Origin of the sequence: Rhizobium sp. T1470, from assembly GCF_042140505.1 — a bacterium.
Lineage (GTDB): Bacteria > Pseudomonadota > Alphaproteobacteria > Rhizobiales > Rhizobiaceae > Rhizobium > Rhizobium favelukesii.
The window spans coordinates 1,930,143-1,956,629 of the sequence record NZ_CP148091.1 but is presented as its reverse complement, the minus strand read 5'-3'; the positions used below and the strand labels follow the sequence as shown (position 1 = coordinate 1,956,629).

22 protein-coding genes and 2 pseudogenes are annotated in these 26,487 nt (G+C 59.4%); 6 read left to right on the top strand and 18 right to left on the bottom strand.

Features of this window, described 5'->3' with window-relative positions; translation table 11 throughout:
* Positions 1-620: 620 nt before the first annotated feature.
* Together WGT02_RS09820 and WGT02_RS09815 are read right to left on the bottom strand one after the other, a co-directional pair.
* Entirely contained in the window at positions 621-1,991 is a 1,371-nt protein-coding gene (locus WGT02_RS09820; protein WP_024314699.1) for a PleD family two-component system response regulator, read from the bottom strand.
* 18 nt (positions 1,992-2,009) lie between these two features.
* Positions 2,010-2,381: a response regulator gene (locus WGT02_RS09815; RefSeq protein WP_007531841.1), complete on the bottom strand. Its 372-nt coding sequence runs from the start codon at positions 2,379-2,381 to the stop codon at positions 2,010-2,012.
* Positions 2,382-2,514: 133 nt separating this feature from the next.
* Here WGT02_RS09815 and WGT02_RS09810 point away from each other — a divergent pair, with 133 nt between their 5' ends.
* Together WGT02_RS09810 and WGT02_RS09805 are read left to right on the top strand one after the other, a co-directional pair.
* A complete protein-coding gene (locus WGT02_RS09810) occupies positions 2,515-2,823 on the top strand; it encodes a DUF3572 domain-containing protein (RefSeq protein ID WP_029709995.1) in 309 nt (102 codons plus the stop codon).
* 2 nt (positions 2,824-2,825) lie between these two features.
* Positions 2,826-3,494 (top strand): annotated as a pseudogene (locus tag WGT02_RS09805) (hypothetical protein); the annotation flags it as partial.
* On the opposite strand, the pseudogene WGT02_RS09800 reads toward WGT02_RS09805, so the two are convergent.
* A pseudogene (locus WGT02_RS09800) lies at positions 3,482-4,010 on the bottom strand (GNAT family N-acetyltransferase); the annotation flags it as partial. The pseudogenes WGT02_RS09805 and WGT02_RS09800 overlap by 13 nt on opposite strands.
* 75 nt (positions 4,011-4,085) lie before the next feature.
* Here WGT02_RS09800 and WGT02_RS09795 point away from each other — a divergent pair.
* Together WGT02_RS09795 and WGT02_RS09790 are read left to right on the top strand one after the other, a co-directional pair.
* Positions 4,086-5,375, top strand: coding sequence for a DNA polymerase IV (locus WGT02_RS09795; protein WP_024314702.1), 1,290 nt, complete (start codon positions 4,086-4,088; stop codon positions 5,373-5,375).
* Between the two features lie 94 nt (positions 5,376-5,469).
* On the top strand, positions 5,470-6,705 hold the full coding sequence (locus WGT02_RS09790) for a L,D-transpeptidase family protein (RefSeq protein ID WP_208248142.1): 1,236 nt from the start codon (positions 5,470-5,472) through the stop codon (positions 6,703-6,705).
* A 2-nt stretch (positions 6,706-6,707) separates the two neighbouring features.
* On the opposite strand, the gene dnaE is transcribed toward WGT02_RS09790, so the two are convergent.
* A complete protein-coding gene (dnaE, locus tag WGT02_RS09785) occupies positions 6,708-10,208 on the bottom strand; it encodes a DNA polymerase III subunit alpha (protein WP_208248144.1) in 3,501 nt (1,166 codons plus the stop codon).
* A gap of 303 nt (positions 10,209-10,511) precedes the next feature.
* Between dnaE and WGT02_RS09780 the strand changes: the two genes are divergently transcribed.
* Both WGT02_RS09780 and WGT02_RS09775 read left to right on the top strand, forming a co-directional pair.
* Positions 10,512-11,096, top strand: a complete 585-nt coding sequence (locus WGT02_RS09780; protein WP_037069392.1) for a hypothetical protein — start codon at positions 10,512-10,514, stop codon at positions 11,094-11,096.
* A gap of 71 nt (positions 11,097-11,167) precedes the next feature.
* Entirely contained in the window at positions 11,168-11,632 is a 465-nt protein-coding gene (locus tag WGT02_RS09775) for a DUF5680 domain-containing protein (RefSeq protein ID WP_208248146.1), read from the top strand.
* Here WGT02_RS09775 and WGT02_RS09770 read toward each other — a convergent pair whose 3' ends face one another.
* The 14 genes from WGT02_RS09770 to nuoH all read right to left on the bottom strand — a co-directional run bounded on the left by WGT02_RS09770 (position 11,633) and on the right by nuoH (position 26,479).
* Positions 11,633-12,316 carry an ABC transporter ATP-binding protein gene (locus tag WGT02_RS09770; RefSeq protein ID WP_024314706.1) on the bottom strand — a complete coding sequence of 228 codons (684 nt, stop codon included), beginning with the start codon at positions 12,314-12,316 and terminating at the stop codon, positions 11,633-11,635.
* Positions 12,317-12,330: 14 nt separating this feature from the next.
* Entirely contained in the window at positions 12,331-13,638 is a 1,308-nt protein-coding gene (locus tag WGT02_RS09765) for a lipoprotein-releasing ABC transporter permease subunit (RefSeq protein ID WP_024314707.1), read from the bottom strand.
* Between the two features lie 16 nt (positions 13,639-13,654).
* A complete protein-coding gene (gene proS / locus WGT02_RS09760; RefSeq protein WP_208248148.1) occupies positions 13,655-14,977 on the bottom strand; it encodes a proline--tRNA ligase in 1,323 nt (440 codons plus the stop codon).
* A 574-nt stretch (positions 14,978-15,551) separates the two neighbouring features.
* Positions 15,552-15,833: a DUF1467 family protein gene (locus WGT02_RS09755; protein ID WP_208248150.1), complete on the bottom strand. Its 282-nt coding sequence runs from the start codon at positions 15,831-15,833 to the stop codon at positions 15,552-15,554.
* A 134-nt stretch (positions 15,834-15,967) separates the two neighbouring features.
* Positions 15,968-16,372 carry a methylmalonyl-CoA epimerase gene (mce, locus tag WGT02_RS09750; RefSeq protein WP_024314710.1) on the bottom strand — a complete coding sequence of 135 codons (405 nt, stop codon included), beginning with the start codon at positions 16,370-16,372 and terminating at the stop codon, positions 15,968-15,970.
* Positions 16,373-16,375: 3 nt separating this feature from the next.
* On the bottom strand, positions 16,376-18,046 hold the full coding sequence (locus tag WGT02_RS09745; RefSeq protein ID WP_024314711.1) for a ribonuclease J: 1,671 nt from the start codon (positions 18,044-18,046) through the stop codon (positions 16,376-16,378).
* A gap of 17 nt (positions 18,047-18,063) precedes the next feature.
* Positions 18,064-18,828, bottom strand: a complete 765-nt coding sequence (locus WGT02_RS09740) for a biotin--[acetyl-CoA-carboxylase] ligase (protein WP_024314712.1) — start codon at positions 18,826-18,828, stop codon at positions 18,064-18,066.
* Positions 18,828-20,273: an NADH-quinone oxidoreductase subunit NuoN gene (gene nuoN, locus WGT02_RS09735; protein ID WP_208248153.1), complete on the bottom strand. Its 1,446-nt coding sequence runs from the start codon at positions 20,271-20,273 to the stop codon at positions 18,828-18,830. The genes WGT02_RS09740 and nuoN overlap by 1 nt, the downstream gene beginning before the upstream one ends.
* A gap of 18 nt (positions 20,274-20,291) precedes the next feature.
* Complete coding sequence (locus WGT02_RS09730; RefSeq protein WP_024314714.1) at positions 20,292-21,803, bottom strand: NADH-quinone oxidoreductase subunit M; 1,512 nt, start codon at positions 21,801-21,803, stop codon at positions 20,292-20,294.
* Positions 21,803-23,803, bottom strand: a complete 2,001-nt coding sequence (gene nuoL / locus WGT02_RS09725; protein WP_024314715.1) for an NADH-quinone oxidoreductase subunit L — start codon at positions 23,801-23,803, stop codon at positions 21,803-21,805. Before nuoL ends, WGT02_RS09730 begins: the two co-directional genes overlap by 1 nt.
* A 6-nt stretch (positions 23,804-23,809) precedes the next feature.
* Complete coding sequence (gene nuoK, locus WGT02_RS09720) at positions 23,810-24,118, bottom strand: NADH-quinone oxidoreductase subunit NuoK (protein WP_007531803.1); 309 nt, start codon at positions 24,116-24,118, stop codon at positions 23,810-23,812.
* 29 nt (positions 24,119-24,147) lie between these two features.
* Complete coding sequence (locus tag WGT02_RS09715) at positions 24,148-24,762, bottom strand: NADH-quinone oxidoreductase subunit J (protein WP_024314716.1); 615 nt, start codon at positions 24,760-24,762, stop codon at positions 24,148-24,150.
* Between the two features lie 141 nt (positions 24,763-24,903).
* Positions 24,904-25,395 carry an NADH-quinone oxidoreductase subunit NuoI gene (gene nuoI, locus WGT02_RS09710; protein ID WP_007789671.1) on the bottom strand — a complete coding sequence of 164 codons (492 nt, stop codon included), beginning with the start codon at positions 25,393-25,395 and terminating at the stop codon, positions 24,904-24,906.
* Between the two features lie 40 nt (positions 25,396-25,435).
* The gene (gene nuoH, locus WGT02_RS09705; RefSeq protein ID WP_024314717.1) at positions 25,436-26,479 is read right to left on the bottom strand and encodes an NADH-quinone oxidoreductase subunit NuoH; all 1,044 of its coding nucleotides are present in this window, start codon (positions 26,477-26,479) and stop codon (positions 25,436-25,438) included.
* Positions 26,480-26,487 lie beyond the last annotated feature (8 nt).

Below are 26,487 nucleotides of genomic sequence, written 5' to 3'. Positions count from 1 at the left end.
CAGAAACAGAAACGCCGCCCCTCCTGAAAATGCGGAAAGGACGGCGTTTACTCGAAAGGGGGTCGACCGGCAAGCAACGCGGCACGAGGAACCGCTTAATGTTGCGAACCAGCCGACCGACCCCACGACCCAGGAGATGCGGCGGACCTGAGCATCATGGGGTATCCCGGACTCCTCACAGGGAGTACTTATCTCTTATGGCCGATAATTTGCTCGAAAATGAAAGAAAATCAACAAATTCTTAATGGTTAGATTTCCGAGGTTGATTGCATGGTTAAAAGTACGGCTTTGGGACAATCTTTAGAGCTTCAAGTCGCCTCCGACGGCAAGAACAGCGCCAAATTGACAAAGAAGCGCGAAACTATAGACCAATAGTATTAGCTTGCGCCGTTGCGCCTCGAAGCTCGGTTATCGCAGCTACTTGCGAAATGCCGGCTAAATCTGATTGATCCTCACATTTTTCGCTGAGCCCATGCCGCATCTGCTTGGCGCGATTTCGAGAGCCAACAAATGTGCGGGTCAGATGGCCGGCTTTGTATTCAAATTACTTGGCTGCTGCGCGTCGGCAGGCATGAATCAGGTAGCTGTGGATGACCCAAAATGCTTCATAGACGTGTTACTCAAGCCGCGGCGACGACGCGATTTCGGCCGCCCGTTTTTGCCTCGTAGAGCGCCAGATCGGCCTGCTTCATCAACTGTCCTGGAGTGATGATGGAGGAGATCCGTGACGAAATTCCGAATGAAGCCGTGACGCTCAACTCCTGCCCCGATGACTTCAGCAAGAACGGTACCGTCTCGACCGCGGAGCGCAACCTCTCCGCGACGGCTGCAGCGACTTCTGGCGACGTATCCGGCATGATTACCACGAATTCCTCGCCGCCGTAGCGGCAAGCAAGATCGGCACCACGGACAGTGGAACGGATGCGGCTCGCAAACTCCCGCAGCACATCGTCTCCCGCATCATGCCCATAGGTGTCGTTGACCTGTTTGAAGCGATCGATATCGGTGATCAGCACCGATAGCGGACGACCCCGCGCCATCGAGCGATTGAACAGCGTGCTCAGGTGATTATCCAGGTAGCGGCGATTGCTGAGCCCGGTCAACGGATCCGTGACCGCAAGCTCGATCGTCTGCTTCAGGCTCGCGCGCAAACGATCATTGTAGCGCTTGCGACGCATCTGCGTCAGGCTGCGTGCCACCAGTTCGTTGGGGTCGACCGGGCGAACGATATAGTCGTTGACGCCGAGTTCCAACGCCCGGATCGCCATGTCGTCGTCGCCCTGCTCGGTGATGATCAGTATCGGCAGAAAACGCGTGCGCTCCAACGAGCGGAGCTGCGAACACAAACGCAGCGGATCGTAATCCTCGAAGTTGGCGTTGACGATGACCAGTTCAAACGGATTTTCCGAGGCCTCGAAGAGAGCTGCCTGCGGATCCGAGATTGCGGAGACATCGGCGACAGGCTTCAGTGCCTTGATGATACGTTCCTGGGAGTTGGCACGCCCATCGACCAGCAGTACCTGGCCCGATTCGTCGCCCCGCCCCTCACCCGACCGCAGCAGTTCGTCGATCCCCATCGTCTGGGCGGTTTCAGCGCGAATGCGCAGTTCATCGCTGAGCGTCTTCAGCCGCAAGAGGCTCTTGACCCGCGAAATCAGTTGAAGGTCATTGACCGGCTTGGTGAGAAAGTCATCGGCGCCTGCCTTCAGGCCACGCACGCGGTCAGTCGGCTGATCCAAAGCCGTCACCATGACGACGGGTATGTGCGAGGTCTTTGGATTGGCCTTCAGGCGTTCGCACACTTCGAAGCCGTCCATCCCCGGCATCATGATATCTAGGAGGACAAGATCGACCTGGTTCCGCTCGCATATTGCCAGGGCCTGATAGCCGTCGCCGGCGGTCAATACATCGAAATACTCGGCGACTAGCCGCGCTTCGAGCAACTTGACGTTGGCCGGAATATCATCAACCACCAGAATGCGCGCAGTCATAGGCTTCTTTCCGATGCGTCAGGCATCGCCCAGATAGGTCTTGATCGTCTCGATGAATTTGGGAACGGAGATGGGTTTGGAGACATAGGCCTCGCAGCCGCCCTGGCGGATGCGCTCCTCGTCTCCCTTCATGGCGAATGCTGTGACGGCGATAACAGGAATGACGTGCAGGTCATCGTCTTCCTTCAGCCATTTGGTGACCTCGAGACCAGAAACCTCAGGGAGCTGAATGTCCATCAGAATCAGATCAGGCCGGTATTTACGAGCGAGATCAAGGGCTTCCATGCCGTTTCGGGTCTGGATCGTCGTGTAGCCAGACGCCTCGATAAGGTCGCGAAAGAGCTTCATGTTGAGCTCGTTATCTTCTACAATCATCACCTGTTTGGGCATGACACGCGTCCTACGTCCGTTCTGGTAACCGCTTCCCCGCATGAAGAAGGCTTATGCGACGGCATGGTTCCATAGAACCGATGGCTGCAGGCTAGCGGTATTTGGTTGAAGAATAGGTAATTTACCCCGAGAAATGCAAAGCAACTTCAAGACTTCGAAACAACTCGCGGCCGATCCGCAGCAGACCGCGATCGCCGTTCTCGCATGGCTTGCCAACGAACCGGATTTGTTCGGCCGTTTCCTTGCATTGACCGGCGTCGAACCGGCGCAAGTGCGCGGTGCACTCAAGGAGCCCGGATTTCTCTCCGGCATGATGGATTTCATCATGCAGCACGAGCCGACGGCCATGGCCTTTTGCCAGGCGACCAACACCGCACCCGACGTATTGAACGCGGCATGGCTGCACTTTTCGCCACCCGGATTGGGCTCGGGAGAATATTGAGCATGGATATGGCAACCAACACCAGCCAGATCCGCCTCGGCGACCGGCCCTTGATCGTCTGCGACATCGACGAAGTGGTTCTCGAATTCCTCTCGCCGTTTACCGCTTTCCTTCGCTCGCACAGTTACGACCTGCTGCCCCGCTCGTTCCGGCTCTACGGCAATATTGTCTCGCTCCTCGACGGCAGCGAACTGGACAAGGCCGCAGTCGATTCGTTCGAAGAGGTGTTCTTCGCAAACCAGCACCTCTGGCAGATGCCGGCGGAAAAGGCGGTGGAAACGCTGCGGGCGCTCTCCGATGACGCCGACGTCGTCTTCCTGACTGCGATGCCGCCTCGGCACCACGGCATCCGGCGCAAATTGCTCGATCAGCTCGACCTCTCTTTCGACCTGATCGCCACGGAGGAGCCGAAAGGTCCTGTTGTCGCCAGGCTGCATGATCGCAGAAGCCTGCCTGTCGCCTTCATCGATGATATGCAACGCAATCTCCTTTCCGTTGCCGATCATGTGCCCGAGTGCCTGCTCCTGACCATGATGGCCAACGCCGATTTCAAGCCGTTCGCACCACCGCCGGTTGGAAGCATCGTGGCCGCCGCTGGCTGGGAACATGCTGCAGACCTACTGAGGGCGCATTTCTCGGCGGATAGTCTCAAGACCGCAAATCCAGCCGCATCGAAGATCGCGGTGGACCCCGTACAGAGCGTCACCGACTTCGATTGCATTGACGTGGTCGATCGGACAGCCCTCGAGATAGCGAGCACCGTGACGCCGCGCATGGTCGATCGCACCGGCAAGAAGGCGATGGCTGAGCCCCTGCCCTCGCAAATGCGACTTCAGAAAAAAACAGCTCACGGCCCAGAATGACGGATCGTGTGCATCGCGTTCTTCCACCGGTCGGGACACGGTGCGTGGCGAATTGAATTGCGGCACGTCGTGCCTCGATCCGACTTGGACCCAAGCGACCGGCTCGTCATCAGCATAGGCCAGGATGCCTGGCGGCGGGCCGACAGCTATTCGGCCCTGCATGTGCGATTTTCGCTCTCCCGGCCCCATCTTCGCTCGCACGGCACGAGGCAAGCGCAGGGCAACGCACCAGCAGTCATAGAAGGCTCCGCGAGGACCGAAGAGCCGTTCGAAGTCACCCCACCGGTTTTTCGTCACCGGCTCGAAACGGAGATCGATATCCAATGCAAACCTCCTCGCCTCTCTTGAGACTCAAAAGCTTAGAGGCTAATGTTGCGATGTTCAATCTTTGTTCTGGTCATGACACTTGCGTACGCCAAGACACCCGGCTTTTGTCGCGACTGCCTTGCCGAGCAGAAGGCCGAAACGCGCCGCTGCGCGGCGTGCGGAAGTCCCCGTGTTGTGCGGCACAAGGAGCTGTACGAGCTGACGCTGGCGCACATCGATTGCGACGCCTTCTATGCGACGATAGAGAAACGTGACAATCCCGAGCTCGCCGACAAGCCTGTCATCATCGGTGGCGGCAAGCGGGGGGTGGTGTCGACCGCCTGCTACATTGCGCGCATTCACGGCGTTCGTTCTGCGATGCCGATGTTCAAGGCCCTGGAGGCCTGTCCTCAGGCAGTGGTCATTCGGCCCGACATGGAAAAATACGTCGAGGTCGGACGCGAGGTCCGCACCTTGATGCAGGAACTGACGCCGCTCGTTCAGCCGCTTTCGATCGACGAGGCGTTCCTGGAACTCGGCGGCACCGAGCGGCTGCATCACGATCCGCCGGCACGCACGCTTGCCAAATTTGCCCAGCGCATCGAGAAGGAGATCGGCATATCCATCTCTGTCGGCCTCTCCTATTGCAAGTTTCTCGCAAAAGTCGCATCCGACCTGCAGAAGCCTCGCGGCTTCTCGGTCATCGGCCGGGAGGAGGCTGTTTCTTTCCTCGCACCGCGACCGGTGACGACGATCTGGGGCGTCGGCAAGGCGTTTGCAGCAACACTGGAGGCCGATGGCATCCGCACGATCGGCCAGTTGCAGGAGATGGAAGAAGGCGACCTCATGCGCCGATATGGCAGCATGGGGCAGCGTCTGGCACGCCTTTCCCGTGGCGTCGACGACCGCGAAGTGCATCTCAACGACGTCGCAAAGAGCGTCTCATCCGAAACAACCTTCTTCGACGACATTTCCCGCTATGACGAACTCCTTCCGATCCTCCGCAGTCTTTCCGAAAAGGTCTCCTGGCGGCTGAAGAAGCACGGCATTGCGGGCCAGACGGTGGTTCTGAAAATGAAGACGGCGGACTTCAAGCAGCGCACGCGCAATCGCAAGCTCGAAGACCCGACCCAACTTGCCGACCGGATCTTCCGCACCGGGCTGGACCTTTTGGAGAAAGAAACGGACGGCACGAAGTTTCGTCTGATCGGCATTGGCGTGACCGATCTTTGCGATCCCGCACGGGCAGATCCGCCCGACCTCATCGATGTGCAATCGGGCCGCAGGGCGGCGGCCGAAGCGGCGATGGACAAGCTGCGCGACAGGTTCGGCAAAGGAACCGTCCAGACCGGATATACTTTTGGCGGCAAGCGCGATCACTAGTATGTGAGCCTGCCTCAACGTCCTTTATTTCAAGTTTTCCTTAAGCTTCGCCGATTAGGCTGGCGCTTCACGTATTGCGTATCGGTTGAGTCATATGTTGTCGCGTCTCGTTTTTGGCCTCGGCTTGCTGTCGGCCACCGCACTCGTGCACCCTGCGCTCGCGGCGGATGCACGCACGCTGCAGATCTTCGTATCGAAGGATGCGCAGTCGCTCACGCTCTACGATGGCACCGAGGTCGCGGCGACCTCGAAGGTCTCGACGGGGAAACCGGGCCATCCAACGCCGAGCGGCATCTTTTCCGTCATCGAGAAGCAGAAATATCACGAGTCCAACCTCTACTCGGCTGCACCGATGCCCTTCATGCAGCGGCTGACTTGGTCTGGTATCGCGCTTCACGAGTCCAATTCCGTGCCGCGATACCCCGCGTCACACGGCTGCGTCCGCATGCCGGCAGCCTTTGCCAAGCAGCTCTATGAGATGACAGAGATGGGCGTTCCGGTTGTCATTACCGACGCGGAAGTGACGCCGGAACCGATCGATCATCCGACGCTCTTCCGGCCGGACATGCCGGAGCCCCCGGCGCTGCTTTCCGACGCTGCTTTGCGGCCGGCGATCGGGCAGGCCCCCGTTCAGGTCGCCATGAACGACGTCGCGCTACCGGCTGCCCAGACCCCGGCGGCAAGAGCTCCCGCGAACGACACGCCGATCCGTATTCTCGTTACGCGCCGCAGCCTGCGCGAGGAGGTTATCGACCTTCAAACATACCTCAACGAGCTCGGATTTGCCGTGGGTGAGCCGGATGGCTTCCTCGGACCAGCAACGCTCCAGGCAATCAGCGATTTCAAGTTGCAGCGTCCAGTTGAGCCCACCGCAGACAAGTCACCGGCAAGTGATGTGCTCATCCGAGCCGTCTATGCCGCGGCGGGCAAGGGAACGCCTCCGAATGGAGTCCTCATGATCCGCCAAGGTTTCCAGCCTGTTCTTGAAGCGCCGATCTCGATTGAAAATCCTGGCCTTGCTCTCGGTACGCATTTCTTCATGGCACACAGTGTCGATTTCGAAACAGGCTCGGCGGACTGGATGGGTGCGACGCTTCCCAACACGCTCTCGCGCGCAACCATGACGCGGCTCGGAATCAGCAGCCTCGAAAGCTCGATCATCAGCGGCACGCCGATCGCCAATGCTCTGAGCCGTATCCATATTCCCGCGGAGACGCGGCGCAAGATCGACGCCATGTTGACCAGCGGCTCGACACTGACGATCTCCGACACCGGCCTCGGAACCGAGACCGGCAAAGGAACCGACTTCATCACCGTTACCAAAAGCTGACGTCAGACCAACTCGACGTCAACGACACCGGGTGCTGCGCGAAGCGCCGCGGCAATCTCGGGCGTGATGCGATACTTCTGCGGGAGTTCAACCTCCACCTCGCGCTTGCCCTCCTCCTTGATCACGATGAAGGAGACCAAGCCATCGCCCTTCGCATTCAAGTGCGCCGCGACCGCGCGGAGTGGCCCGGAATCGCGCACGTAGACGCGCAGGGCCTTCTGCATCTGCAGCGATTTCTCTTCCAGCGACTGTATGGTCTGCAGCCGAAGGCCGACGCCTTCCGGCCGCTCCTCCCCCATCGCCGTGATCACGAAGGACTTTCCAGACTCCAGTACGTCACGGTATTGGTTCAGCATCTCAGAAAACAACACCGCTTCGAACTGACCCGATGAATCCGAAAACACGATGATGCCCATCTTGTTGCCGGTCCTCGTCTTGCGCTCCTGCTTGGAAATGACCGTCCCTGCAAGGCGGCCGTTGCTCGCTCCCTGCTTCACTGCCGCCGAAAACTCGGCGAAGGTCTGCACGCGCATCTTCTGCAGAATGTTCTGGTAGCTATCGAGCGGATGCGCGGTCAAATAGAAGCCAAGGACCTGGAACTCCTTGAGCAGCTTCTCGGAGGCCAGCCACGGCGAAAACGGCGGCAGCGAGATTTTCTCGGGGCCCGACGAAAGAGCGCTGCCGAAGATATCCGACTGGCCGCTCAGCTTGTTTTCCTGTGCACGCTGGGCATAACCCATGATGCGATCGAGACCGCCTGCCAGTTGCGCGCGATCGAGCCCGAAGCAATCGAAGGCACCGGCGAAGATCAGGCTTTCCAGCACGCGACGGTTCACCTGCCGCGGGTCGATGCGCAGGCAGAAATCTTCAAGGCTTGCGAACGGCGTGTCGCCGCGGACCTCCACGATATGATCGACGGCCGATTCGCCGACACCCTTCAGCGCTGCCAGCGCATAGTAGATCCTGTTGTCGCCAGTCTCGAAATGACGGAACGAGGTCTGCACCGAGGGCGGGATCACCTCGATCTCGAGGCGCTTGGCGTCCTGGCGGAAGTCGTTGACCTTTTCGGTGTTCGACATATCGAGCGTCATCGACGCGGCAAGGAATTCGACCGGATAATGCGCCTTCATATAGGCAGTCTGATAGGAGACGATCGCGTAGGCGGCGGCGTGCGACTTGTTGAAGCCGTAGTTCGCGAACTTGGCGAGTAGTTCGAAGATGTTGTCAGCCTGCGGCTTCGACACGCCGTTCTTCACGGCACCATCGACGAAGCGCTCGCGCTGCTGGTCCATCTCCGCCTTGATCTTCTTACCCATGGCGCGGCGCAGAAGGTCGGCTTCGCCGAGCGAGTAGCCGGACAGGACCTGGGCGATCTGCATCACCTGCTCCTGGTAGACGATAACCCCTTGCGTCTCCTTCAGCAGATAGTCGATCGTCGGATGGATCGACTCGACTTCTTCCTCGCCGTGTTTGCGGGCGTTGTATGTCGGGATGTTCTCCATCGGGCCTGGGCGATAAAGTGCCACAAGCGCGATGATATCCTCGATGCAGTCCGGCTTCATGCCGATCAGTGCCTTGCGCATGCCCGCACTTTCCACCTGGAACACGCCGACCGTTTCGCCCCGCGAGAGCATCTCGTAAGTCTTCTTGTCGTCGAGCGGTATCGAGGCCAGGTCGACATTGATGCCGCGTTTGGCGACGAAATCGACCGCTACCTTCAGCACCGTCAGCGTCTTCAACCCGAGGAAGTCGAACTTGACGAGGCCGGCCTGCTCGACCCACTTCATGTTGAACTGGGTGACGGGCATGTCGGAGCGCGGATCGCGATACATCGGCACCAGCTTCGACAGCGGGCGGTCGCCGATGACGATACCGGCGGCGTGGGTGGAGGCGTGGCGGTATAGGCCCTCGATCTTTTGGGCAATGTCGAGCAGGCGCGCGACGACAGGCTCCTTGCCGGCCTCTTCCTGCAGCTTCGGCTCTTCCTCGATCGCCTTCGACAGCGGCGTCGGGTTGGCCGGGTTGTTGGGAACCAGCTTGCAGATCTTGTCGACCTGTCCGTACGGCATTTCCAGCACACGGCCGACATCTCGCAATGCGGCGCGAGCCTGCAGCGAACCGAAGGTGATGATCTGCGCGACCTGCTCGCGGCCGTATTTGCGCTGGACGTAGCGGATCACCTCTTCGCGGCGATCCTGGCAGAAGTCGATGTCGAAGTCGGGCATCGAGACGCGTTCCGGGTTGAGGAAGCGTTCGAAGAGCAGCGAGAAACGCAGCGGATCGACGTCGGTGATCGTCAGGGCATAGGCGACCAGCGACCCAGCACCCGAACCACGGCCCGGGCCGACGGGAATATCATGCTGCTTTGCCCATTTGATGAAATCAGCAACGATCAGGAAGTAGCCAGGGAACTTCATGCGTTCGATAACGCTGAGCTCGAACTCCAGCCGATCGCGGTATTCCTTCTCCTCGTAACCAGGCGACATGCCGAGCGTGGCGAGGCGATTGTCCAGCCCTTCCTCCGCCTGCCGGCGCAGTTCGAGCGCCTCTTCGCGTTCCGCTTCCTCGGGATCGGTCGTGGCGCCCGTGAAGCGCGGCAGGATCGGCTTGCGCGTCTTGAGGATGAACGAGCAGCGGCGGGCTATCTCGATGGTGTTTTCCAGCGCTTCCGGCAGATCCGCAAACAGCTTCGCCATTTCGGCGCGGCTCTTGAGGTAGTGATCCGGCGTCAGGCGGAACCGCGTGTCGTCAGAGACGATGGCATTGTGGGCCACCGCCATCAACGCGTCGTGCGCATCATAGTCGTCACGGGTCGGGAAGAACGCTTCATTGGTGGCGACCAGCGGCAGATCGTGCTGATAGGCAAGGCCCACGACCTTCTGTTCATGGCGCTTGTCATAGGTGCCGTGACGCTGCAGTTCGACATAGAGACGGTCGCTGAAATGGCGCTTCAGCAGCAGGAGGCGTGCTTCTGCCTGCGCTGCGTGCCCGTCCTTCAACGCCATATCGATCGGCCCCGTCAAGGCACCTGTCAAGGCGATCAGGCCGTCCGCTCCGATCTCATCGAGCCAGGAGGCACGAATGTGGATCGACTGACCGTTGCCCTCACCGCCGAGATAGGCCCGACTGACGAGATCCACCAGTCGCTCGTACCCGGCGTCGGTGGCGGCCAGCAGCACCAAGGACGGGAGCTTGACGAGCGCCTGCTGTCCGCCGCGCCGCTCCGTCTCAAGGCCGTCTTCCATGTCGATCGAGACCTGGCAGCCGATGATCGGCTGCAGACCTTCATCCATCGCCTTCTGTGAGAATTCGAGGGCGACAAACAGATTGTTGGTGTCGGTGATCGCGATCGCCGGCTGGCTGTCGCTCGATGCCTTGTAGAGGATCTTCTTAAGCGGCAGCGCGCCCTCGAGCAGCGAATAAGCCGAGTGGACACGAAGGTGAACAAAGCCCGGCGTACCGCCGATAAAACCGCTCGCCGCGTCTTTCTCCGCACCCGCCATGACATGCCTTCCGATCACCTGAATCAATCGGGTGTATTCTCAGCATTGAGGGGTCGATGTCCAGAGAAGGGAGTGCGTTTGGACCGCATGGCAGCCGTGCGGTCCCCGGAATTCTCACATTGCCATGCAGATCAGCGAGAAGCTGGCAACGAACATTGCGATGGAGGTGAATGCTGCGATATCACGGATCATGTCAGTCATTTGGCTCTCCTGTTCTCTTATGTTTTTAATTTGTTCTGCTATTGTTCTATTGTCAACAGGATTCTTTTCCGCTCTGCTGGCCGCATGGCGATGGAGAAAAGCATGTTTAAGTTTGTATTAATTGCTGGACTGGCTCTATCCACGGCGTTTACCGCCCGAGCCGAGCAGATTGATCCTGCACGCATCGTCGACGCGGCGACGGGCGATTGGGATGGCGACGGGCGGGTGGATCTTGCAATGTTTGTTGCTCCAGTAGACAAAGCCAACGATGATCAAATCAGCATCTACATCTATCTTCGCGACAGCGACCACGAACTCCTGCGACTTTCGCTGAGCGCGCCAAACAAGATTTGGGGCAGCACCAGTGCTGATGGGGTCTTCGGCCAGGAGCCGTCGTTGAAAGCCGTCGGCAAGTCCTCGATCGCGATACACTCGCAAAACAGCGCCATCGGCCGCGATCGCTGGGACCAAACGCTGACGGTCGCCTATCGCAACAAGCAGTTCGTCGTGGCCGGTTACACTTACAATCACTACGACACGCTCGACCCCAACGCCGGCAGCTCCTGCGACTACAACGCCTTGGCTGGCAAGTTGCAGAAGAATGGCAAGGACGTCAAAACCGAGCCCCGTGTCATCCCGATCGCCCAGTGGAACGACGACACTGGGCAATCGATCTGCGGGCAATAGCTTTCGTTCTTATTTTGTTTTTTACAATTGGCACCGTTGTTGAGACGCTGCCGAGCGGGAGGCGACAGGCCATGAATATTTCTGCATTGAACAGTTTTATCGTCGAGGCGAAGGCCAACACCTATGTCGGCGGCGGAACTCCTTCGCCGGCCTGCCGGACGGGATCGCACGACATCGGCTATCAGCGCGGCGGGTGGCGCTATCTCGACAGCTATTTCGGCGGAACCGATTTCGCCGGGCAGGAAGTGGTCTGGCTGGATGGCGAGCCGATCTGGGCGATGAACTACTTCGGACGCATCGTCGAGCATGCGCTGATTGATGGAGAACGGGCCGGGACCGTCATCAAGGCTGCGCTGTCGAAAATGTATGCCGAGTACCGACGCTTTCTCGGCGGCATGGAATTCGAGCATGCCTTCGGTTTCTATGCCGATCAAAGCACGGGCGACTGCAGCCATTTCAGCGGCCGCGAAGTTATCGTCGTGAACGAGCGCAGGGCCTACGAATTGGACTACCGTGGCGGTCTCATCCACCGCTGATCAGAAATCCACGACCTTGCCGTCGGCGATCGTGACGCGCCGGTCCATGCGGCCGGCGAGTTCGTGATTGTGGGTCGCGATCAGCGCCGCCAGGCCAGATTGGCGCACCAGTGCTTCTAACGCGTCAAAGACATAGCTTGCGGTTTCAGGATCGAGATTGCCTGTGGGCTCGTCCGCCAGAAGCAGGCTCGGCGCATTGGCGACGGCGCGGGCAATCGCCACGCGCTGTTGTTCGCCCCCGGAAAGTTCCCCGGGGCGATGCGCGCCACGATGGCCAATCCGCATGTAGTCGAGCAACTGGCCCGCCCGCTCCTTTGCTTCCTTGCGCGGCAGGCCGGCGATCATCTGCGGCATCATGATGTTCTCGATCGCGGAGAATTCCGGCAGCAGATGATGAAACTGGTAGACGAAGCCGATTTCATTGCGGCGGATCGTGGTGCGCTTGTCGTCCGGCAAGCCGTCGCAGGCATTGCCATTAATCGTCACCTCGCCGCCATCGGGATGCTCAAGCAGGCCGGCAACATGCAGCAGCGTCGATTTTCCCGTGCCTGATGGCGCGACGAGGGCTACGATTTCACCGCTGTTCAACGTAAAATCCGCACCCTTGAGGATCGAGAGCAGCGTCTCGCCCTGGCCGTAGTGGCGCTCGACGCCGGAAAGCTTGAGAACGGTATTCCGTTTCATGAACAGGGCATTCCTTATTCGTAGCGCAGGGCCTGCACGGGATCGAGCTTGGAGGCTCGCCATGCCGGGAAGATCGTCGCGATGAAGGACAGCGTCAGGGCCATGATCACGACCGACAGCGTTTCGCTGAAGCTCATTTCGGCAGGCAGCTGGCTGAGGAAATAAAGCTGCGGATCAAACAGCACCGTGCCGGAAACCCACGAGAAAAACTCGCGGATCTCCTCGATGTTGACGCAGACGAGAACGCCGAGCAGGACACCGGCCAGCGTGCCAACGACACCAATGGCGGCGCCCGTCATGAAGAAGATGCGCATGATCGCGCCGGAACTCGCGCCCATCGTGCGCAGGATGGCGATATCGCTGCCCTTGTCCTTCACCAGCATGATGAGGCCGGAAATGATGTTGAGCGCAGCAACGAGCACGATGAGCGTCAGGATCATGAACATGACGTTGCGTTCGACCTGCAGGGCCGAGAAGAAGGTCTGGTTGCGTTGGCGCCAATCGGAAATCGCGATCTGACGACCGGCCGCGGCCTCAACCTTCGGCCGCATATTGTCAATGTCGTCGGGATTGTCGACGAAGAGCTCGATGGATTGAACCAGTCCCTCGGCGTTGAAATAGAGCTGCGCCTCCTCGAGCGGCATGTAGATGATCGTCGCGTCGTATTCGGACATACCGATCTCGAAAGTACCCGAGACCTTGTAGGACTTCACGCGCGGATTGACGCCCATCGGCGTAATGTCACCTTCCGGAGACATCAAGGTGATCGTGTCCCCCGCCTGGAGTCCGAGCTGTTCTGCCATGCGCGAGCCGACCAGCACGCCTTGCCCGGCGGCAAAGCCGACCAGATCACCGGACTTGATGTTGCCGGAGACGGTTTTCACCTTGTCCAAATCTTCCGGTCGGATACCACGCACCAGCGCACCTGTGCCGGCTCCGCTTGGCCCGGCAGCGAGCGTCTGGCCCTCCACCAGCGGCAGTGCCATTTTAATGCCTGGCACACCAGCAAGCCTATCGGTCAACGCCGGATAGTCGGTGAACGGCGTATCGACCGGTTGAACGATCATGTGACCGTTGATGCCAAGAATGCGGGAGATCAGCTCCGTGCGGAATCCGTTCATCACCGCCATGACGATGATGAGTGTAGCAACGCCAAGCATGATGCCGATGAAGGAAAAGCCGGCGATCACCGAAATAAACGCCTCCTTGCGGCGGGCACGCAGATAGCGCCACGCCACAAGCCGTTCGAAGGCGGAAAATGGCCGGCTGGCCGGCGCCGAGCCGGATTTGGAACCCTGCTGGCTCACCGCTACATCTGCCATCCTGCCACCCGCCTTCTCAGCCCAAGAGCTTGTTGATCGCCGCGTCGATGGTCATCGTTTCGCGAGCGCCCGTCTTGCGGTCCTTCACTTCGACTTCGCCGCTCGCGACCGCGCGCGGGCCGGCAACGATCTGCAGTGGAACGCCGATCAGGTCGGCGGTCGCGAATTTCGTCCCGGCACGGTCGTCCGTATCGTCATAGAGAACGTCCTTGCCGGCGTTCGAGAGTGCCGCATAGATCTTCTCGCAGGCAGCATCGCACGCCGCATCACCGGCCTTCATGTTGATCACGATAGCATCGAACGGCGCCACGGACGCCGGCCAGATGATTCCGTTCTCGTCATGCGATGCTTCGATGATGGCGGGAACAAGGCGGGTTGGGCCGATCCCGTAGGAACCCATGTGGACAGTATGCTCCTTGCCATCCGGACCCTGCACCTTCGCGCCCATCGGCTCCGAATACTTTGTGCCGAAGTAGAAGATATGGCCCACTTCAATGCCGCGCGCGGAGAGGCGGTCCCCTTCGGGAACCGCGTTGAACGCAGCTTCGTCGTGCATCTCCGATGTCGCGGCATAAAGCGATGTCCACTTGTCGAAGACCGCCTTCAGACCTTCGACGCTGTCAAAGTCGGTATCTTCCGCAGGGATATCGAAATTCACGAAGTCCTTGTGGCAGAACACTTCGGATTCGCCGGTGTCGGCCAGGATGATGAACTCGTGGCTGAGATTGCCGCCAATCGGACCGGTATCGGCGCGCATCGGGATGGCGCGCAGGCCGAGGCGGTCGAAGGTGCGCAGATAGGCGGCAAACATCTTGTTGTAGGAGTGCTCTGCATCTTCGCGCGTCAGGTCGAAGGAATAGGCGTCCTTCATCATGAACTCACGCGAGCGCATGGTGCCGAAGCGCGGACGGATCTCGTCGCGGAACTTCAGCTGGATGTGATAAAGGTTGAGCGGCAGGCTCTTGTAGGACTTCACGTAGGACCGGAAGATATCCGTAACCATTTCCTCATTCGTCGGGCCGTACAGCATCGGACGATCCTGACGATCCTTGATGCGCAGCATTTCCTTACCGTAGGCGTCGTAGCGCCCGCTTTCCTGCCAGAGCTCGGCCGACTGCAGCGTCGGCATGGAGAGCTCGATCGCGCCGGTGCGGTTCTGCTCCTCGCGGATGATGTTGTTGACCTTGTCAAGCACACGCTTTCCAAGCGGCAACCAGGAATAGATACCCTGCGACTGCTGCCGGATCATGCCGGCACGCAACATCAACCGATGGGAGGCGATTTCCGCCTCCTTGGGATTTTCCTTGAGGATGGGCATGAAATAGCGAGACAGGCGCATGGCGAATTCCAGAGCTGTTGAGATACCGCATGTCGCGGAATCGAAGGCGATCACAAATATTGGCAGCGTTCATAGCTGCTTCGCGAAAGGAAAGAAACCCGCGACGGGCTGAAGCGGCCTTCCGTTAAAGCAAGTTCGCACTTGCGAAGCAGACAAAGTAAGAAAAAGCCGGAATTATAATGGTTTGTACGAAATTCTTATCAACAGAAAAATTTTGCTGGAGTGTAGCAAAAATGCAAAAAACCTGATGACAAAGCCCATTCTTTGAGCTAGTTTTAGCCCACAAAACAGGCAGGGAGCTCAAATCCCTGTCGATTTCGCGGTCAAGTCTTGGGAGGATCAGATCTTAGGCGCGCTTGTCGCAGCCCCGGCAACGGATAAGGATCACGCGATACTTAAAACAAGGCTTTCAGCCTTGTTTTTTTTGGGCTTTTTCTACCCATGTTCCGCTTTATAACACCCTTCACTACCGTAGCGTAAGGCCTCGTTCCGTTACGGCACCTCCATGCCGCAACCTCATGACATGTGTGTGACGGCCAAAATCTGCATCCGCCCAAAAACTGGGCAAACGCCCTTAGACGTTTGAGAATGAAGGGCCAATCTGCGGCAGGGCGTCGAAGCCCCACCCGAAGTAGTTCGAAGCAATATACCACAACGCGTGGATGACGGCGGAGATGAGCGTCGTCATCGAGAAAACAAATACTGGCCGGAACCGGGTCGGCGCGCTGTGAACGGTTCCCAACACGATATCGTTGTCTTCCGCTTGCGTGCGCAGGCCGATCGGCAGGACGGCAAAGAGGGTAATCCACCACACGATAAAGTAGACGGCGAAGCCCTGTAGAAATGTCTGCAGCATCGAAATGGTCCCACTAGGCTCTTTGCGACTATCGCAATTGTCGTGCTTATAGGCCGGAATGTCCGTCAACTCAAAGCAGGTTTGAACCACTTGCTGACATTTGCCGGATTTGTGTCACTCTGCCGCAGGCTTGCTCAGACCTGCTCCAGTTCGATGAGTGTCCCAAAGAAATCCTTCGGATGCAGGAAGAGCACTGGCTTGCCATGCGCGCCAATCTTCGGCTGGCCGTTGCCGAGTACCCTTGCACCGCCCCGGATCAACTGATCGCGAGCCACGAGGATATCGCCGACTTCATAGCAGATATGGTGCATTCCACCGGATGGGCTCTTCTCCAGGAAAGCCGCGATCGGCGAGTCCGTTCCCAACGGCTGCAGGAGTTCAATTTTGGTATTCGGCAGCTCCACGAAGACGACGGTGACGCCGTGTTCCGGCAGAGCCTGCGGGGCCGAGACGGTTGCGCCGAGTGTGTCCCGATAGGCGGCCGTTGCGGCGGCAAGGTCGGGAACAGCGATAGCAACGTGGTTGACCCGGCCGAGCATTCGTCAGACCTTCGTAACGAAGACAGTGACCACGGGCTTCTTGCCCCAGGTCTGGTTGGCCGTTGCGCGAATGGCGCGGCGCACCGACTCCTGCAACAGGTCGAGATCCTTCCGGCGCGCGCGCGGTATGCTCTCGATGGCGCCAACAGCAGCATCGTACAGCGTGTCTTCCATCTCGTCGCCCTCATCGTCATAGACAGGCAGGCCGATCGCAACCAGATCCGGGTCGCCGACGATATCGTAGCGGCTGTCGATCACGACGTTGACGGCGACGTGGCCGACATAGGAGAGCTTCTTGCGCTCACCGATGCCCATCTCGTCGAAATCGCCGATCAGCGAGCCGTCCTTGTAGATGCGGCCATGCGGTGCCTCGTCGATCACCTCGACTGGTCCCGGCGCCAGACGAAGAATGTCGCCGTTGCGCACGCGCGGCACGATCGAGATGCCGGATTGCTCCGCGAGCTCCTTGTGCGCTGTCAGATGCGTCGCCTCGCCGTGCACCGGCACGACGATCTTCGGCCGTGTCAGCTCGTACATCTTCTGCAGCTCGTTGCGGCGCGGATGTCCGGAAACGTGGACGAGGGCCTCGTTGTCGGTGATCACGTGGACGCCCTGCTCGATGAGGCCGTTCTTGATATCCTGGATCGCCTTCTCGTTTCCCGGAATGGCGCGGGAGGAGAATACGACGATATCGCCGGCGGCAAGCGCCACATTGCGCATCTCATCGCGCGAGAGCTTGGCAAGGGCCGCACGCGGCTCGCCCTGGCTTCCGGTGAGGATGACCACCACCTTGTCGCGCGGGATATAGCCGTACTCATCTTCCGAAATGAACGGCTTGATCCCCTCCATCAGGCCGATATCGCGAGAAACGTCGACCACGCGCTTGAGCGAACTGCCGAGGAGAAGTACTTCGCGGCCTTCAGCCTCCGCCGCCTCGGCTACCGTGCGGATACGGCCGACGTTCGATGAGAACGTCGTCACCGCGACGCGGCCTTCGGCGTTCTCGATAATCTTGCGCAAGCTCTCGGAAACGTCTTTCTCCGACGGCGAGACACCATCCCGAAGCGCGTTCGTGGAATCGCACATCAACGCCAGAACGCCTTCGTCGCCAAGCTGGCGGAAACGGGTCTCGTCTGTCAGAGGACCGAGAGACGGCTCATGGTCGATCTTCCAGTCGCCGGTATGGATCACATTGCCGAGTGGTGTGCGGATTACCAGCGACATCGGCTCCGGAATGGAATGGTTTACCGCCACGCCCTCGACGCTGAAGGGTCCGGCATTGACGGTATCGCCCGCCGTAAACAGCGTCACCGGGATCTCACCGATCGCCGACTTCTCGAAATTGCGCTTCGCCTCGAGCAGGCCCGCGGTAAAGGCTGAGGCATAGACCGGCACGTTGAGGCCCGGCCAGAGATCGGCGAGCGCGCCGTAGTGGTCCTCATGCGCGTGAGTGATGAAGATCGCCTTGAGGCTCTTCCGTTCGCTGGCGAGATAGCGAATGTCGGGCAGCACAAGATCGACGCCCGGCAAGTCGGGTCCAGGGAAGGTGACGCCGCAGTCGACCATGATCCACTGGCGATGGTCGGGCGGGCCGTAGCCATAAAGGGCGAGATTCATTCCGATCTCGCCAACGCCGCCCAACGGCAGAAATACCAGTTCGTCCTGCTTCGTCATATTATTCTTTTTTCCAATCAACCAAAGAAGACATCGCCGGCGGCAATCGTCATCATCCTGCCTGCGCCAGTATCGAGCATCAACAGGCCATTAACATCAATTCCGGCGAAGTGGCCGGAAATCGACCGGTCCGGCAGATTCACAGTTATCTTTTCGCCGATACCGCAGGCGACTTGGCGCCAGCGTTCGGTGATTTCGCGCACTCCGCGGCCGCGATCCCATGCCTCGAGGACTTCGGCCATCGACGCGAAGAGATGCGCGAAAACCTCTTCAGGGGAAGCAAAGCTCCCCTGCTCGCGTAGGCAAGTCACAGGGTAAAGCGGGTTGTCGGGCATGAACGCAACGTTGATGCCGATACCGATGACGAGGGCCTGGCGCCCATCCGGCAAGGCTTCGGCCTCGACGAGAATGCCGCAGGTCTTCTTTCGCCCGATCAGGATATCGTTCGGCCATTTCACTTCCAGCCGCTCGGCCGTGTGCGGCAGCACCTGGCGCACGGCCTGATGTACCGCGACGGCAATTGCCAGCGGCAGTGAGCCCAGACGCTCCATAGGCGCCGGATCGATGAGTAGAAGCGAGGCGTAGAGATTGCCCCGTTCCGAAACCCAGGGGCGTCCCCGGCGGCCGCGGCCGCCGGTCTGCTTTTCCGCCGTCACCCAGAGGAGGCCGCGGTCCCCTGCCCGGGCTCGGGCAAGGCATTCGCTATTGGTGGACGATGTCTCCGACAGGGCCTCGTGCCTGAAATCGTCGAGCGATATCCGGCGCCGTGCCTCAGAGTTCATCAAAACAGCGTCGCAGCAGCAAGCTCGGCCGCGCCGCCGATCGGACCGCCGATAAGGACATAGGCGAGAACGAAGAGACCGGAGACACCGAAGACCAGGCGCAGCGAACCGGACACGCGAGCAAATTCGTCGGTGGCTTCATCGAACCACATCAGCTTGATGACGCGGAGATAGTAGTACGCGCCGACGACCGATGCGAGAATGCCGATGATGGCAAGCGCATAGAGCTTTGCCTCAATTGCAGCGACAAACACGAAGTACTTCGCGAAGAAGCCTGCGAGCGGAGGAATACCGGCCAGCGAGAACATCAGGATGGTCAGCACCGTCGCCATGAACGGATTGGTGGTCGATAGGCCGGCCAGATCGTTGACCTCCTCGACAACCGTGCCGTCCTTGCGGCGCATCGACATGATGATCGCAAAGCTGCCGAGTGTCATGACCATGTAGATGACCATGTAGAGCATGACACCCGAGACGCCGGTCTGCGTGCCGGAGGCAAGACCAACCAGCGCATAGCCCATGTGGCCGATCGACGAATAGGCCATCAGGCGCTTGATGTTCCTCTGACCGATTGCGGCGAAGGAGCCGAGCAGCATGGAGGCGATCGAAATGAAGACCACGACCTGCTGCCAGTCGGCCAGAACCGGCTGGAAGGCGGTGATGACGATGCGGGTCATCATCGCCATCGCAGCAACCTTCGGGGCGCTTGCAAGGAAAGCCGTGACCGGGGTCGGCGCACCTTCGTAAACGTCCGGCGTCCACATATGGAACGGAACGGCCGAAATCTTGAAGGCGATACCGGCAAGGATGAAGACAAGGCCGAAAATGAGGCCGAGCGAACGCGCGCCGTCAACAGTCAATACCTGAGCAATCGCAGCGAACTGCGTGTGGCCGGTGAAGCCATAGACCAGCGACATGCCGTAAAGCAGCATGCCCGAGGAGAGCGCGCCGAGCACGAAGTACTTCAGCCCGGCTTCCGTGGACTTGACGCTGTCGCGATTGATCGCAGCAACGACGTAGATTGCGAGCGACTGCAGTTCGAGGCCGAGATAAAGCGAGATAAGGTCGTTGGCCGAAATCATCAGCAGAATGCCGAGCGTGCAGAGCAACAGCAGAACCGGAAACTCGAACTTGTCGAGCTGGTTTTCCCTGGCAAGGCCGAGCGACATGAAGAGCGCCACGCTCGAACCGACCAGCGCCGTGATCTTCATGAAGCGACCGAAGCCGTCCGACAGGAAGACGCCGCCGTATGCAACACCTTCACTCGGAAGGACGATCAGCCAGAGAGCGGCCGCCGCCAGCACGATCAGCGCGAGAACGCTGACCATGCGGCCGGAGCGTTCTCCCGAGAAGACGCCGACCATCAACAACACCAAGGCGCCGACCGCGAGGATCAACTCCGGAATGGAAAGATGCAGGCTTGCGAGAATTGTTTCAGAGATCATGTCCCAAAAGTCCCGTCATCATTTCATCGACAGCGCAACGTCGTGCGCTGCCTGGACTGCGGCCGTATAGCTATGGATCAGCTGGTCAACCGATGCAGCGGTCACATCGAAGACCGGAGCCGGATAGACGCCGAAGAAGATGGTCAGTGCGATCATCGGATAGAGGATCAGCTGTTCACGCCGGGAAAGGTCGAGCAGCGCCTTGAGCTTTTCCTTTTCTAGCGCGCCGAAGATGACCCTGCGATAGAGCCAGAGCGCATAGGCAGCGGAGAGGATAACACCCGTTGCGGCGAAGAGCGCGACCCAGGTGTTGACGCGGAAGACGCCAATCAGGGTCAGGAATTCGCCGATGAAGCCCGAGGTGCCCGGCAGGCCGACGTTCGCCATCGTGAAGACCATCATCGCAACGGCGTATTTCGGCATGTTGTTGACCAGACCGCCATAGGCCGCAATCTCTCGCGTATGGGTTCGGTCGTAGATGACGCCGACGCAAAGGAAGAGAGCGCCCGAGACGATGCCGTGCGACAGCATCTGGAAGATCGAGCCCTGCAGACCCTGCGCGTTGGCCGCAAAGATGCCCATCGTCACGTAACCCATGTGGGCAACGGACGAGTAGGCGATCAGTTTCTTCATATCGTCCTGCATCAGCGCCACCAGCGAGGTGTAGATGATGGCGATCACAGACAGCGCGAAGACGAGCGGTGCGAAGAACTCGGAGGCAACCGGGAACATGCCGAGCGAGAAGCGGATCAGGCCGTAGCCGCCGAGCTTCAGAAGCACGCCGGCCAGGATGACCGAGCCGGCCGTCGGCGCCTGAACGTGCGCGTCTGGAAGCCAGGTATGAACCGGCCACATCGGCATCTTCACCGCGAATGACGCGAAGAAGGCAAGCCAGAGCCAGGTCTGCATCTGCGGCGGGAACTGGTAGGCGAGCAGTGCCTGAATATCGGTCGTGCCGGCCTGCCAGTACATCGCCATAATGGCAAGCAGCATCAGAACGGAGCCGAGCAGCGTGTAGAGGAAGAACTTGTAGCTGGCGTAGACGCGATCCTTGCCGCCCCAGACACCGATGATGAGGAACATCGGAATGAGGCCGGCTTCGAAGAAGACGTAGAAGAGAACGATATCAAGCGAAACGAAGACGCCGACCATCATCACTTCCAGGATCAGGAAAGCGATCATGTAGTCCTTCAGGCGCTTCTCGATCGACAGCCAGCTCGCCAGCACGCAGAAAGGCATGAGGAAGGTCGTCAGGATCACGAAGAGCATCGAGATCCCGTCAACGCCGAGATGATAGCTGATGCCGGTGCCAAGCCAGCCATGCTTCTCGATCATCTGGAAGCCCGGGTTCGCATTGTCGAAACCAATCCAGAGGAGGAGCGAAAGGACGAACGTCACGACCGTCGTCATCAACGAGATGTTGAGCACGTTGCGGCGGCCACTCGGACCGTTTTCATTCATCAGCAGTAGGAGCACCACGCCGACGAGCGGCAGGAAGGTGACCGTTGAAAGAATAGGCCAATCGGTCATCAGAAGGAACTCCCGAGCATCATCCAGGTAACAAGCGCCGCAACGCCGATCAGCATGGCGAACGCGTAGTGATAGAGGTAACCGGTCTGCAAGCGCACGACGCGGTTGGTGACATCGACGACGCGGGCAGCGATGCCGTTCGGGCCGTAGGTGTCGATGACGCCGACGTCACCTTTTTGCCACAAGAAGCGGCCGAGCGCCTTTGCCGAGCGTACGAACAGGAAGTCGTAAAGTTCGTCGAAGTACCACTTGTTGAGCAGGAACTGGTACAGAACCCGATGCTGCTGCGCGAGGATGCGCGGCGTCGATGGCGACTTGATGTACATGTACCAGGCCGTGACGAAGCCAACGACCATCGCAATGAAGGGGCTGAGGCCGACCCACGCGGGAACGTGGTGGAACTGCTCAAGCAGCTCGTTTTCCTTGGAGGTGAAGAGCGCGCCCTTCCAGAACTCGGCATACTCCTCGCCATAGAAGCGGCCTTCAAACAGCACGCCTGCCAGAACCGCACCGGCAGCGAGAAGATAGAGCGGAACCAGCATGACTTGCGGCGATTCATGGACGTGGTGCATGACTTCGTGCGAGGCGCGCGGCTGTCCGAAGAAGGTCAGAAACGCCAGGCGCCAGGAATAGAAACTGGTGAACAGAGCTGCAATGACCAGGAGCGTGAAGGCGAAGCCCGCGACCGGCGAATGCGAAGCGTAAGTCGCTTCGATGATGACGTCCTTCGAGAAGAAGCCGGCAAAGCCGAACGGCGTGAACGGAATGCCGACGCCGGTCAGTGCCAGCGTGCCAATCGTCATCATCCAGAAGGTGACGGGGATGTGTGTCCGCAGGCCACCCATGTACCGCATGTCCTGCTCACCATCGACGGCGTGGATGACCGAGCCGGCACCGAGGAACAGCAGAGCCTTGAAGAAGGCGTGCGTGAAGAGATGGAAGATTGCAGCGCCATATGCACCGACGCCGAGAGCGACGAACATGTAGCCGAGCTGCGAGCAGGTCGAATAAGCGATGACGCGCTTGATGTCGTTCTGAACGAGGCCGACAGTTGCGGCGAAGAAGGCCGTGATGGCACCGATCGTCGTTACGAAGACAAGCGCATCTGGCGAAAGCTCGAACAACGGCGACATGCGGGCAACGAGGAAGACGCCTGCGGTAACCATGGTCGCGGCATGGATGAGTGCCGACACCGGCGTCGGGCCTTCCATGGCATCAGGCAACCAGGTGTGCAGCAGGAATTGTGCCGACTTACCCATTGCGCCCATGAAGAGAAGAAGGCAGGCCCCGGTCAGCGCATGTGCCTTGTCGAGGTGCATGCCGAAGAGGTTGAGAACGATTTCGCCGCCCGCGCCGCCGGCTTCGGCCGGAGCAAAGCTCGCTGCGTTCGCGAAGATGGTGTCGAGGTTGATCGAGCCGAAGAGTACGAACAGGCTGGAAATACCGAGGATGAAGCCGAAGTCGCCAACGCGGTTGACGATGAAGGCCTTGATTGCGGCGGCGTTTGCCGACGGCTTCTTGAACCAGAAGCCGATGAGCAGATACGAGGCCAGACCAACGCCCTCCCAGCCGAAGAACATCTGGGCCAGATTGTCGGCGGTCACCAGCATCAGCATGGCGAAGGTGAAGAGCGAGAGGTAGGCGAAGAAGCGCGGGCGATGCGGATCATGATGCATGTATCCGATCGAATAGACGTGCACCAGCGTCGAGACCGTGTTGACGACGATCAGCATGACGGAGGTGAGCGTGTCGACGCGCAGCGACCAGGAAACGTCAATGCCGCCGGACTGGATCCAGCGCAGGACTTCAACCTTGATCGGGCCGCCTTCATGGTGACCCATGCCGACGGTGATGAAGACATACCACGACAGCACCGCGGCGATGATCATCAGGCCGCAGGTAACGTATTCCGATGCCTTGGCGCCGATCGCGCGGCCGAAGAGGCCGGCGATGATCGCGCCAATCAGGGGAAGAAAGACGATAGCTTTATATAAAAACATGAGCCCTCAGCCCTTCATCATATTGACGTCTTCGACGCCGATCGAGCCGCGGTTGCGGTAGAAGACGACGAGAATTGCAAGACCGATTGCCGCTTCAGCTGCAGCGACGGTCAGAATGAACAGTGCAAAAACCTGGCCGACGATGTCATTCAGGAACGACGAGAAGGCGACCATGTTGATGTTGACCGCGAGCAGGATGAGCTCGATCGACATCAGGATGACGATGATGTTCTTCCGGTTCAGGAAGATGCCGAAGACGCCGAGCGTGAAGAGGATGGCGCTGACCGTCAGGTAATGGGAAAGTCCGATGACCATTGTGTTTGTTCCTTAAGCTCGCGCCTGCCTTAAACGCCCTGCCCCGGCTTGACCTTGACCACCTCAACGGCGGTCGCCGGATTGCGGGCAACCTGTCTGGCAATGTCCTGCCGCTTGATGTGCGTGCGATGCTTGAGCGTCAGCACGATCGCACCGATCATAGCGACGAGCAGCACGAGACCAGCGATCTGGAAGAAGTAGACGTAATTCGTATAGAGCACGTCGCCGAGTGCAGCGGTATTCGTCCGCTCGGTCAGAGCCGGGATCGGCATCGCGACCGTCTTGGCGATCTCCGGCGAAATGACCGTACCGCCGACGACAACGATGAGCTCAGCCGCCAGGATCAACCCGATTATCGCACCGATCGGCGCGTACTCGAGAACGCCGGCGCGCAGCTCCGTGAAGTCGATGTCAAGCATCATGACCACGAAGAGGAAGAGAACCGCCACGGCACCGACGTAAACGACGAGCAGGATCATCGCAAGGAATTCGGCGCCGAGCAGCAGGAAGAGGCCGGCCGCGTTGAAGAAAACCAGGATCAGGAAGAGAACCGAATGTACCGGATTCTTCGACCAAATGACCATGAACGCCGACGCTACCGCGACAAAGGCGAAAAGATAGAAAAATAGAGCCTGCAGACCCATGTTGGTGCCTTTTTCATCTTCCCCCGGGCAGCCGGGAGTTTCCCTGCCCGATGAAGCTTCGCATGGACGGGTCCGGCAAAGCCTCGGTGCATGTTGACCGGTAGCCGCGCGACGGGCGGCATTCCGGCATTTCAATTTCGATCAACGGTACGGTGCGTCCAGCGCGATGTTGCGCGCGATTTCGCGCTCCCAACGGTCGCCGTTCTCCAGAAGCCGCGCCTTGTCGAAGTAGAGTTCTTCGCGGGTTTCCGTTGCAAATTCGAAATTCGGACCTTCGACGATCGCATCGACCGGACATGCCTCCTGGCAGAAGCCGCAGTAGATGCACTTTACCATGTCGATGTCGTAACGAACCGTGCGGCGCGTGCCATCGTTGCGGCGGGGACCAGCTTCGATGGTGATCGCCTGGGCAGGACAGATCGCCTCGCAGAGCTTGCAGGCGATGCAGCGCTCTTCGCCGTTGGGATAGCGACGCAGTGCGTGTTCGCCGCGGAAGCGCGGGCTGACCGGCCCCTTTTCGAACGGGTAGTTGATTGTTGCTTTCTGCTTAAAAATGTACCGGAAGGTCAGCCAGAACGCACTGACGAATTCCTTCAGGAACAGCGAGCTGACAGCGTTGGACAAGCCTGCCATCTTCAACCTCCAATATTGCTTGAAACGAGGGCCGGCATGATCATGCCCAACCCGTCAGCTTCAGCACGAATGCAACGATAACGACCATGGCGAGCGACAAGGGAAGGAAGACCTTCCAGCCCAGGCGCATCAGTTGGTCGTAGCGATAGCGCGGGACAAATGCCTTGACCATCGCGATCATGAAGAACACCAGGCACGACTTCAGCGTGAACCAGATGACGCCCGGTACCCAGTTCAGGAACCATACGTCGACCGGCGGCAGCCACCCCCCCAGGAACAGGATGGTCGTCAGCGAGCACATCAAAACGATGGCCGCATATTCGCCGAGCATGAACATCATGTAGAGCGAGGAGCCGTATTCGACCATGAAGCCGGCGACGAGTTCCGATTCTGCTTCCGGAAGGTCGAAAGGCGGGCGATTCGTTTCGGCCAGCGCCGAAATGAAGAAGATGATGAACATCGGGAACAGCGCCAGCCAATGCCAGTCGAGGAACGACGATGGCAGACCGAGGCGCGTGCCGAGGCCGGCCTGCTGGGCATGGACGATATCCGTCAGGTTCAACGAACCGACGCAGAGCAGGACTGTGACGATGACGAAGCCGATAGAGACTTCGTAGGACACCATCTGCGCGGCCGAGCGGAGCGCGCCGAGGAACGGATACTTCGAGTTCGAGGCCCAGCCACCCATGATGATGCCATACACTTCAAGCGAGGAGATCGCGAAGATGTACAGGATGCCGACATTGATGTTGGCGATGACCCATCCATCAGCCAGAGGCACGACGGCCCAGGTCGACAGCGCCAGAAGCACGGTCACGAGCGGCGCCAGCAGGAAGACCGCCTTGTTGGCGCCGGCCGGAATGACCGGCTCCTTGAAGACGAACTTCAAAAGGTCGGCGAAGGACTGGAAAAGTCCCCACGGACCTACCACATTCGGACCTCGGCGGAGCTGCACTGCTGCCCAGATCTTGCGGTCTGCCAACAGGATGTAGGCGATGAAGACGAGCAAGCAGACCAGGAGAAGAAGCGACTGACCGACCATGAGGAGGCCAGGCAAGACATAAGTTGAAACAAACGATTCCATAGTCCCCT

What these genes read in the sequence shown, in the direction of transcription:
- WGT02_RS09810 (WP_029709995.1), top strand. Translation starts at nt 2,515, where the DNA reads ATGCAAAGCAACTTCAAGACTTCGAAACAACTCGCGGCCGATCCGCAG.
- WGT02_RS09780 (WP_037069392.1), top strand. Translation starts at nt 10,512, where the DNA reads ATGTTTAAGTTTGTATTAATTGCTGGACTGGCTCTATCCACGGCGTTT.
- WGT02_RS09820 (WP_024314699.1), bottom strand. Translation starts at nt 1,991, where the DNA reads ATGACTGCGCGCATTCTGGTGGTTGATGATATTCCGGCCAACGTCAAG.
- WGT02_RS09740 (WP_024314712.1), bottom strand. Translation starts at nt 18,828, where the DNA reads ATGAACTCTGAGGCACGGCGCCGGATATCGCTCGACGATTTCAGGCAC.
- mce (WP_024314710.1), bottom strand. Translation starts at nt 16,372, where the DNA reads ATGCTCGGCCGGGTCAACCACGTTGCTATCGCTGTTCCCGACCTTGCC.
- nuoN (WP_208248153.1), bottom strand. Translation starts at nt 20,273, where the DNA reads ATGATCTCTGAAACAATTCTCGCAAGCCTGCATCTTTCCATTCCGGAG.
- WGT02_RS09790 (WP_208248142.1), top strand. Translation starts at nt 5,470, where the DNA reads ATGTTGTCGCGTCTCGTTTTTGGCCTCGGCTTGCTGTCGGCCACCGCA.
- nuoK (WP_007531803.1), bottom strand. Translation starts at nt 24,118, where the DNA reads ATGGTCATCGGACTTTCCCATTACCTGACGGTCAGCGCCATCCTCTTC.
- nuoI (WP_007789671.1), bottom strand. Translation starts at nt 25,395, where the DNA reads ATGGCAGGCTTGTCCAACGCTGTCAGCTCGCTGTTCCTGAAGGAATTC.
- WGT02_RS09715 (WP_024314716.1), bottom strand. Translation starts at nt 24,762, where the DNA reads ATGGGTCTGCAGGCTCTATTTTTCTATCTTTTCGCCTTTGTCGCGGTA.
- WGT02_RS09755 (WP_208248150.1), bottom strand. Translation starts at nt 15,833, where the DNA reads ATGCTGCAGACATTTCTACAGGGCTTCGCCGTCTACTTTATCGTGTGG.
- WGT02_RS09745 (WP_024314711.1), bottom strand. Translation starts at nt 18,046, where the DNA reads ATGACGAAGCAGGACGAACTGGTATTTCTGCCGTTGGGCGGCGTTGGC.
- WGT02_RS09795 (WP_024314702.1), top strand. Translation starts at nt 4,086, where the DNA reads ATGACACTTGCGTACGCCAAGACACCCGGCTTTTGTCGCGACTGCCTT.
- WGT02_RS09775 (WP_208248146.1), top strand. Translation starts at nt 11,168, where the DNA reads ATGAATATTTCTGCATTGAACAGTTTTATCGTCGAGGCGAAGGCCAAC.
- WGT02_RS09730 (WP_024314714.1), bottom strand. Translation starts at nt 21,803, where the DNA reads ATGACCGATTGGCCTATTCTTTCAACGGTCACCTTCCTGCCGCTCGTC.
- dnaE (WP_208248144.1), bottom strand. Translation starts at nt 10,208, where the DNA reads ATGGCGGGTGCGGAGAAAGACGCGGCGAGCGGTTTTATCGGCGGTACG.
- proS (WP_208248148.1), bottom strand. Translation starts at nt 14,977, where the DNA reads ATGCGCCTGTCTCGCTATTTCATGCCCATCCTCAAGGAAAATCCCAAG.
- WGT02_RS09770 (WP_024314706.1), bottom strand. Translation starts at nt 12,316, where the DNA reads ATGAAACGGAATACCGTTCTCAAGCTTTCCGGCGTCGAGCGCCACTAC.
- WGT02_RS09765 (WP_024314707.1), bottom strand. Translation starts at nt 13,638, where the DNA reads ATGGCAGATGTAGCGGTGAGCCAGCAGGGTTCCAAATCCGGCTCGGCG.
- WGT02_RS09815 (WP_007531841.1), bottom strand. Translation starts at nt 2,381, where the DNA reads ATGCCCAAACAGGTGATGATTGTAGAAGATAACGAGCTCAACATGAAG.
- nuoL (WP_024314715.1), bottom strand. Translation starts at nt 23,803, where the DNA reads ATGTTTTTATATAAAGCTATCGTCTTTCTTCCCCTGATTGGCGCGATC.
- nuoH (WP_024314717.1), bottom strand. Translation starts at nt 26,479, where the DNA reads ATGGAATCGTTTGTTTCAACTTATGTCTTGCCTGGCCTCCTCATGGTC.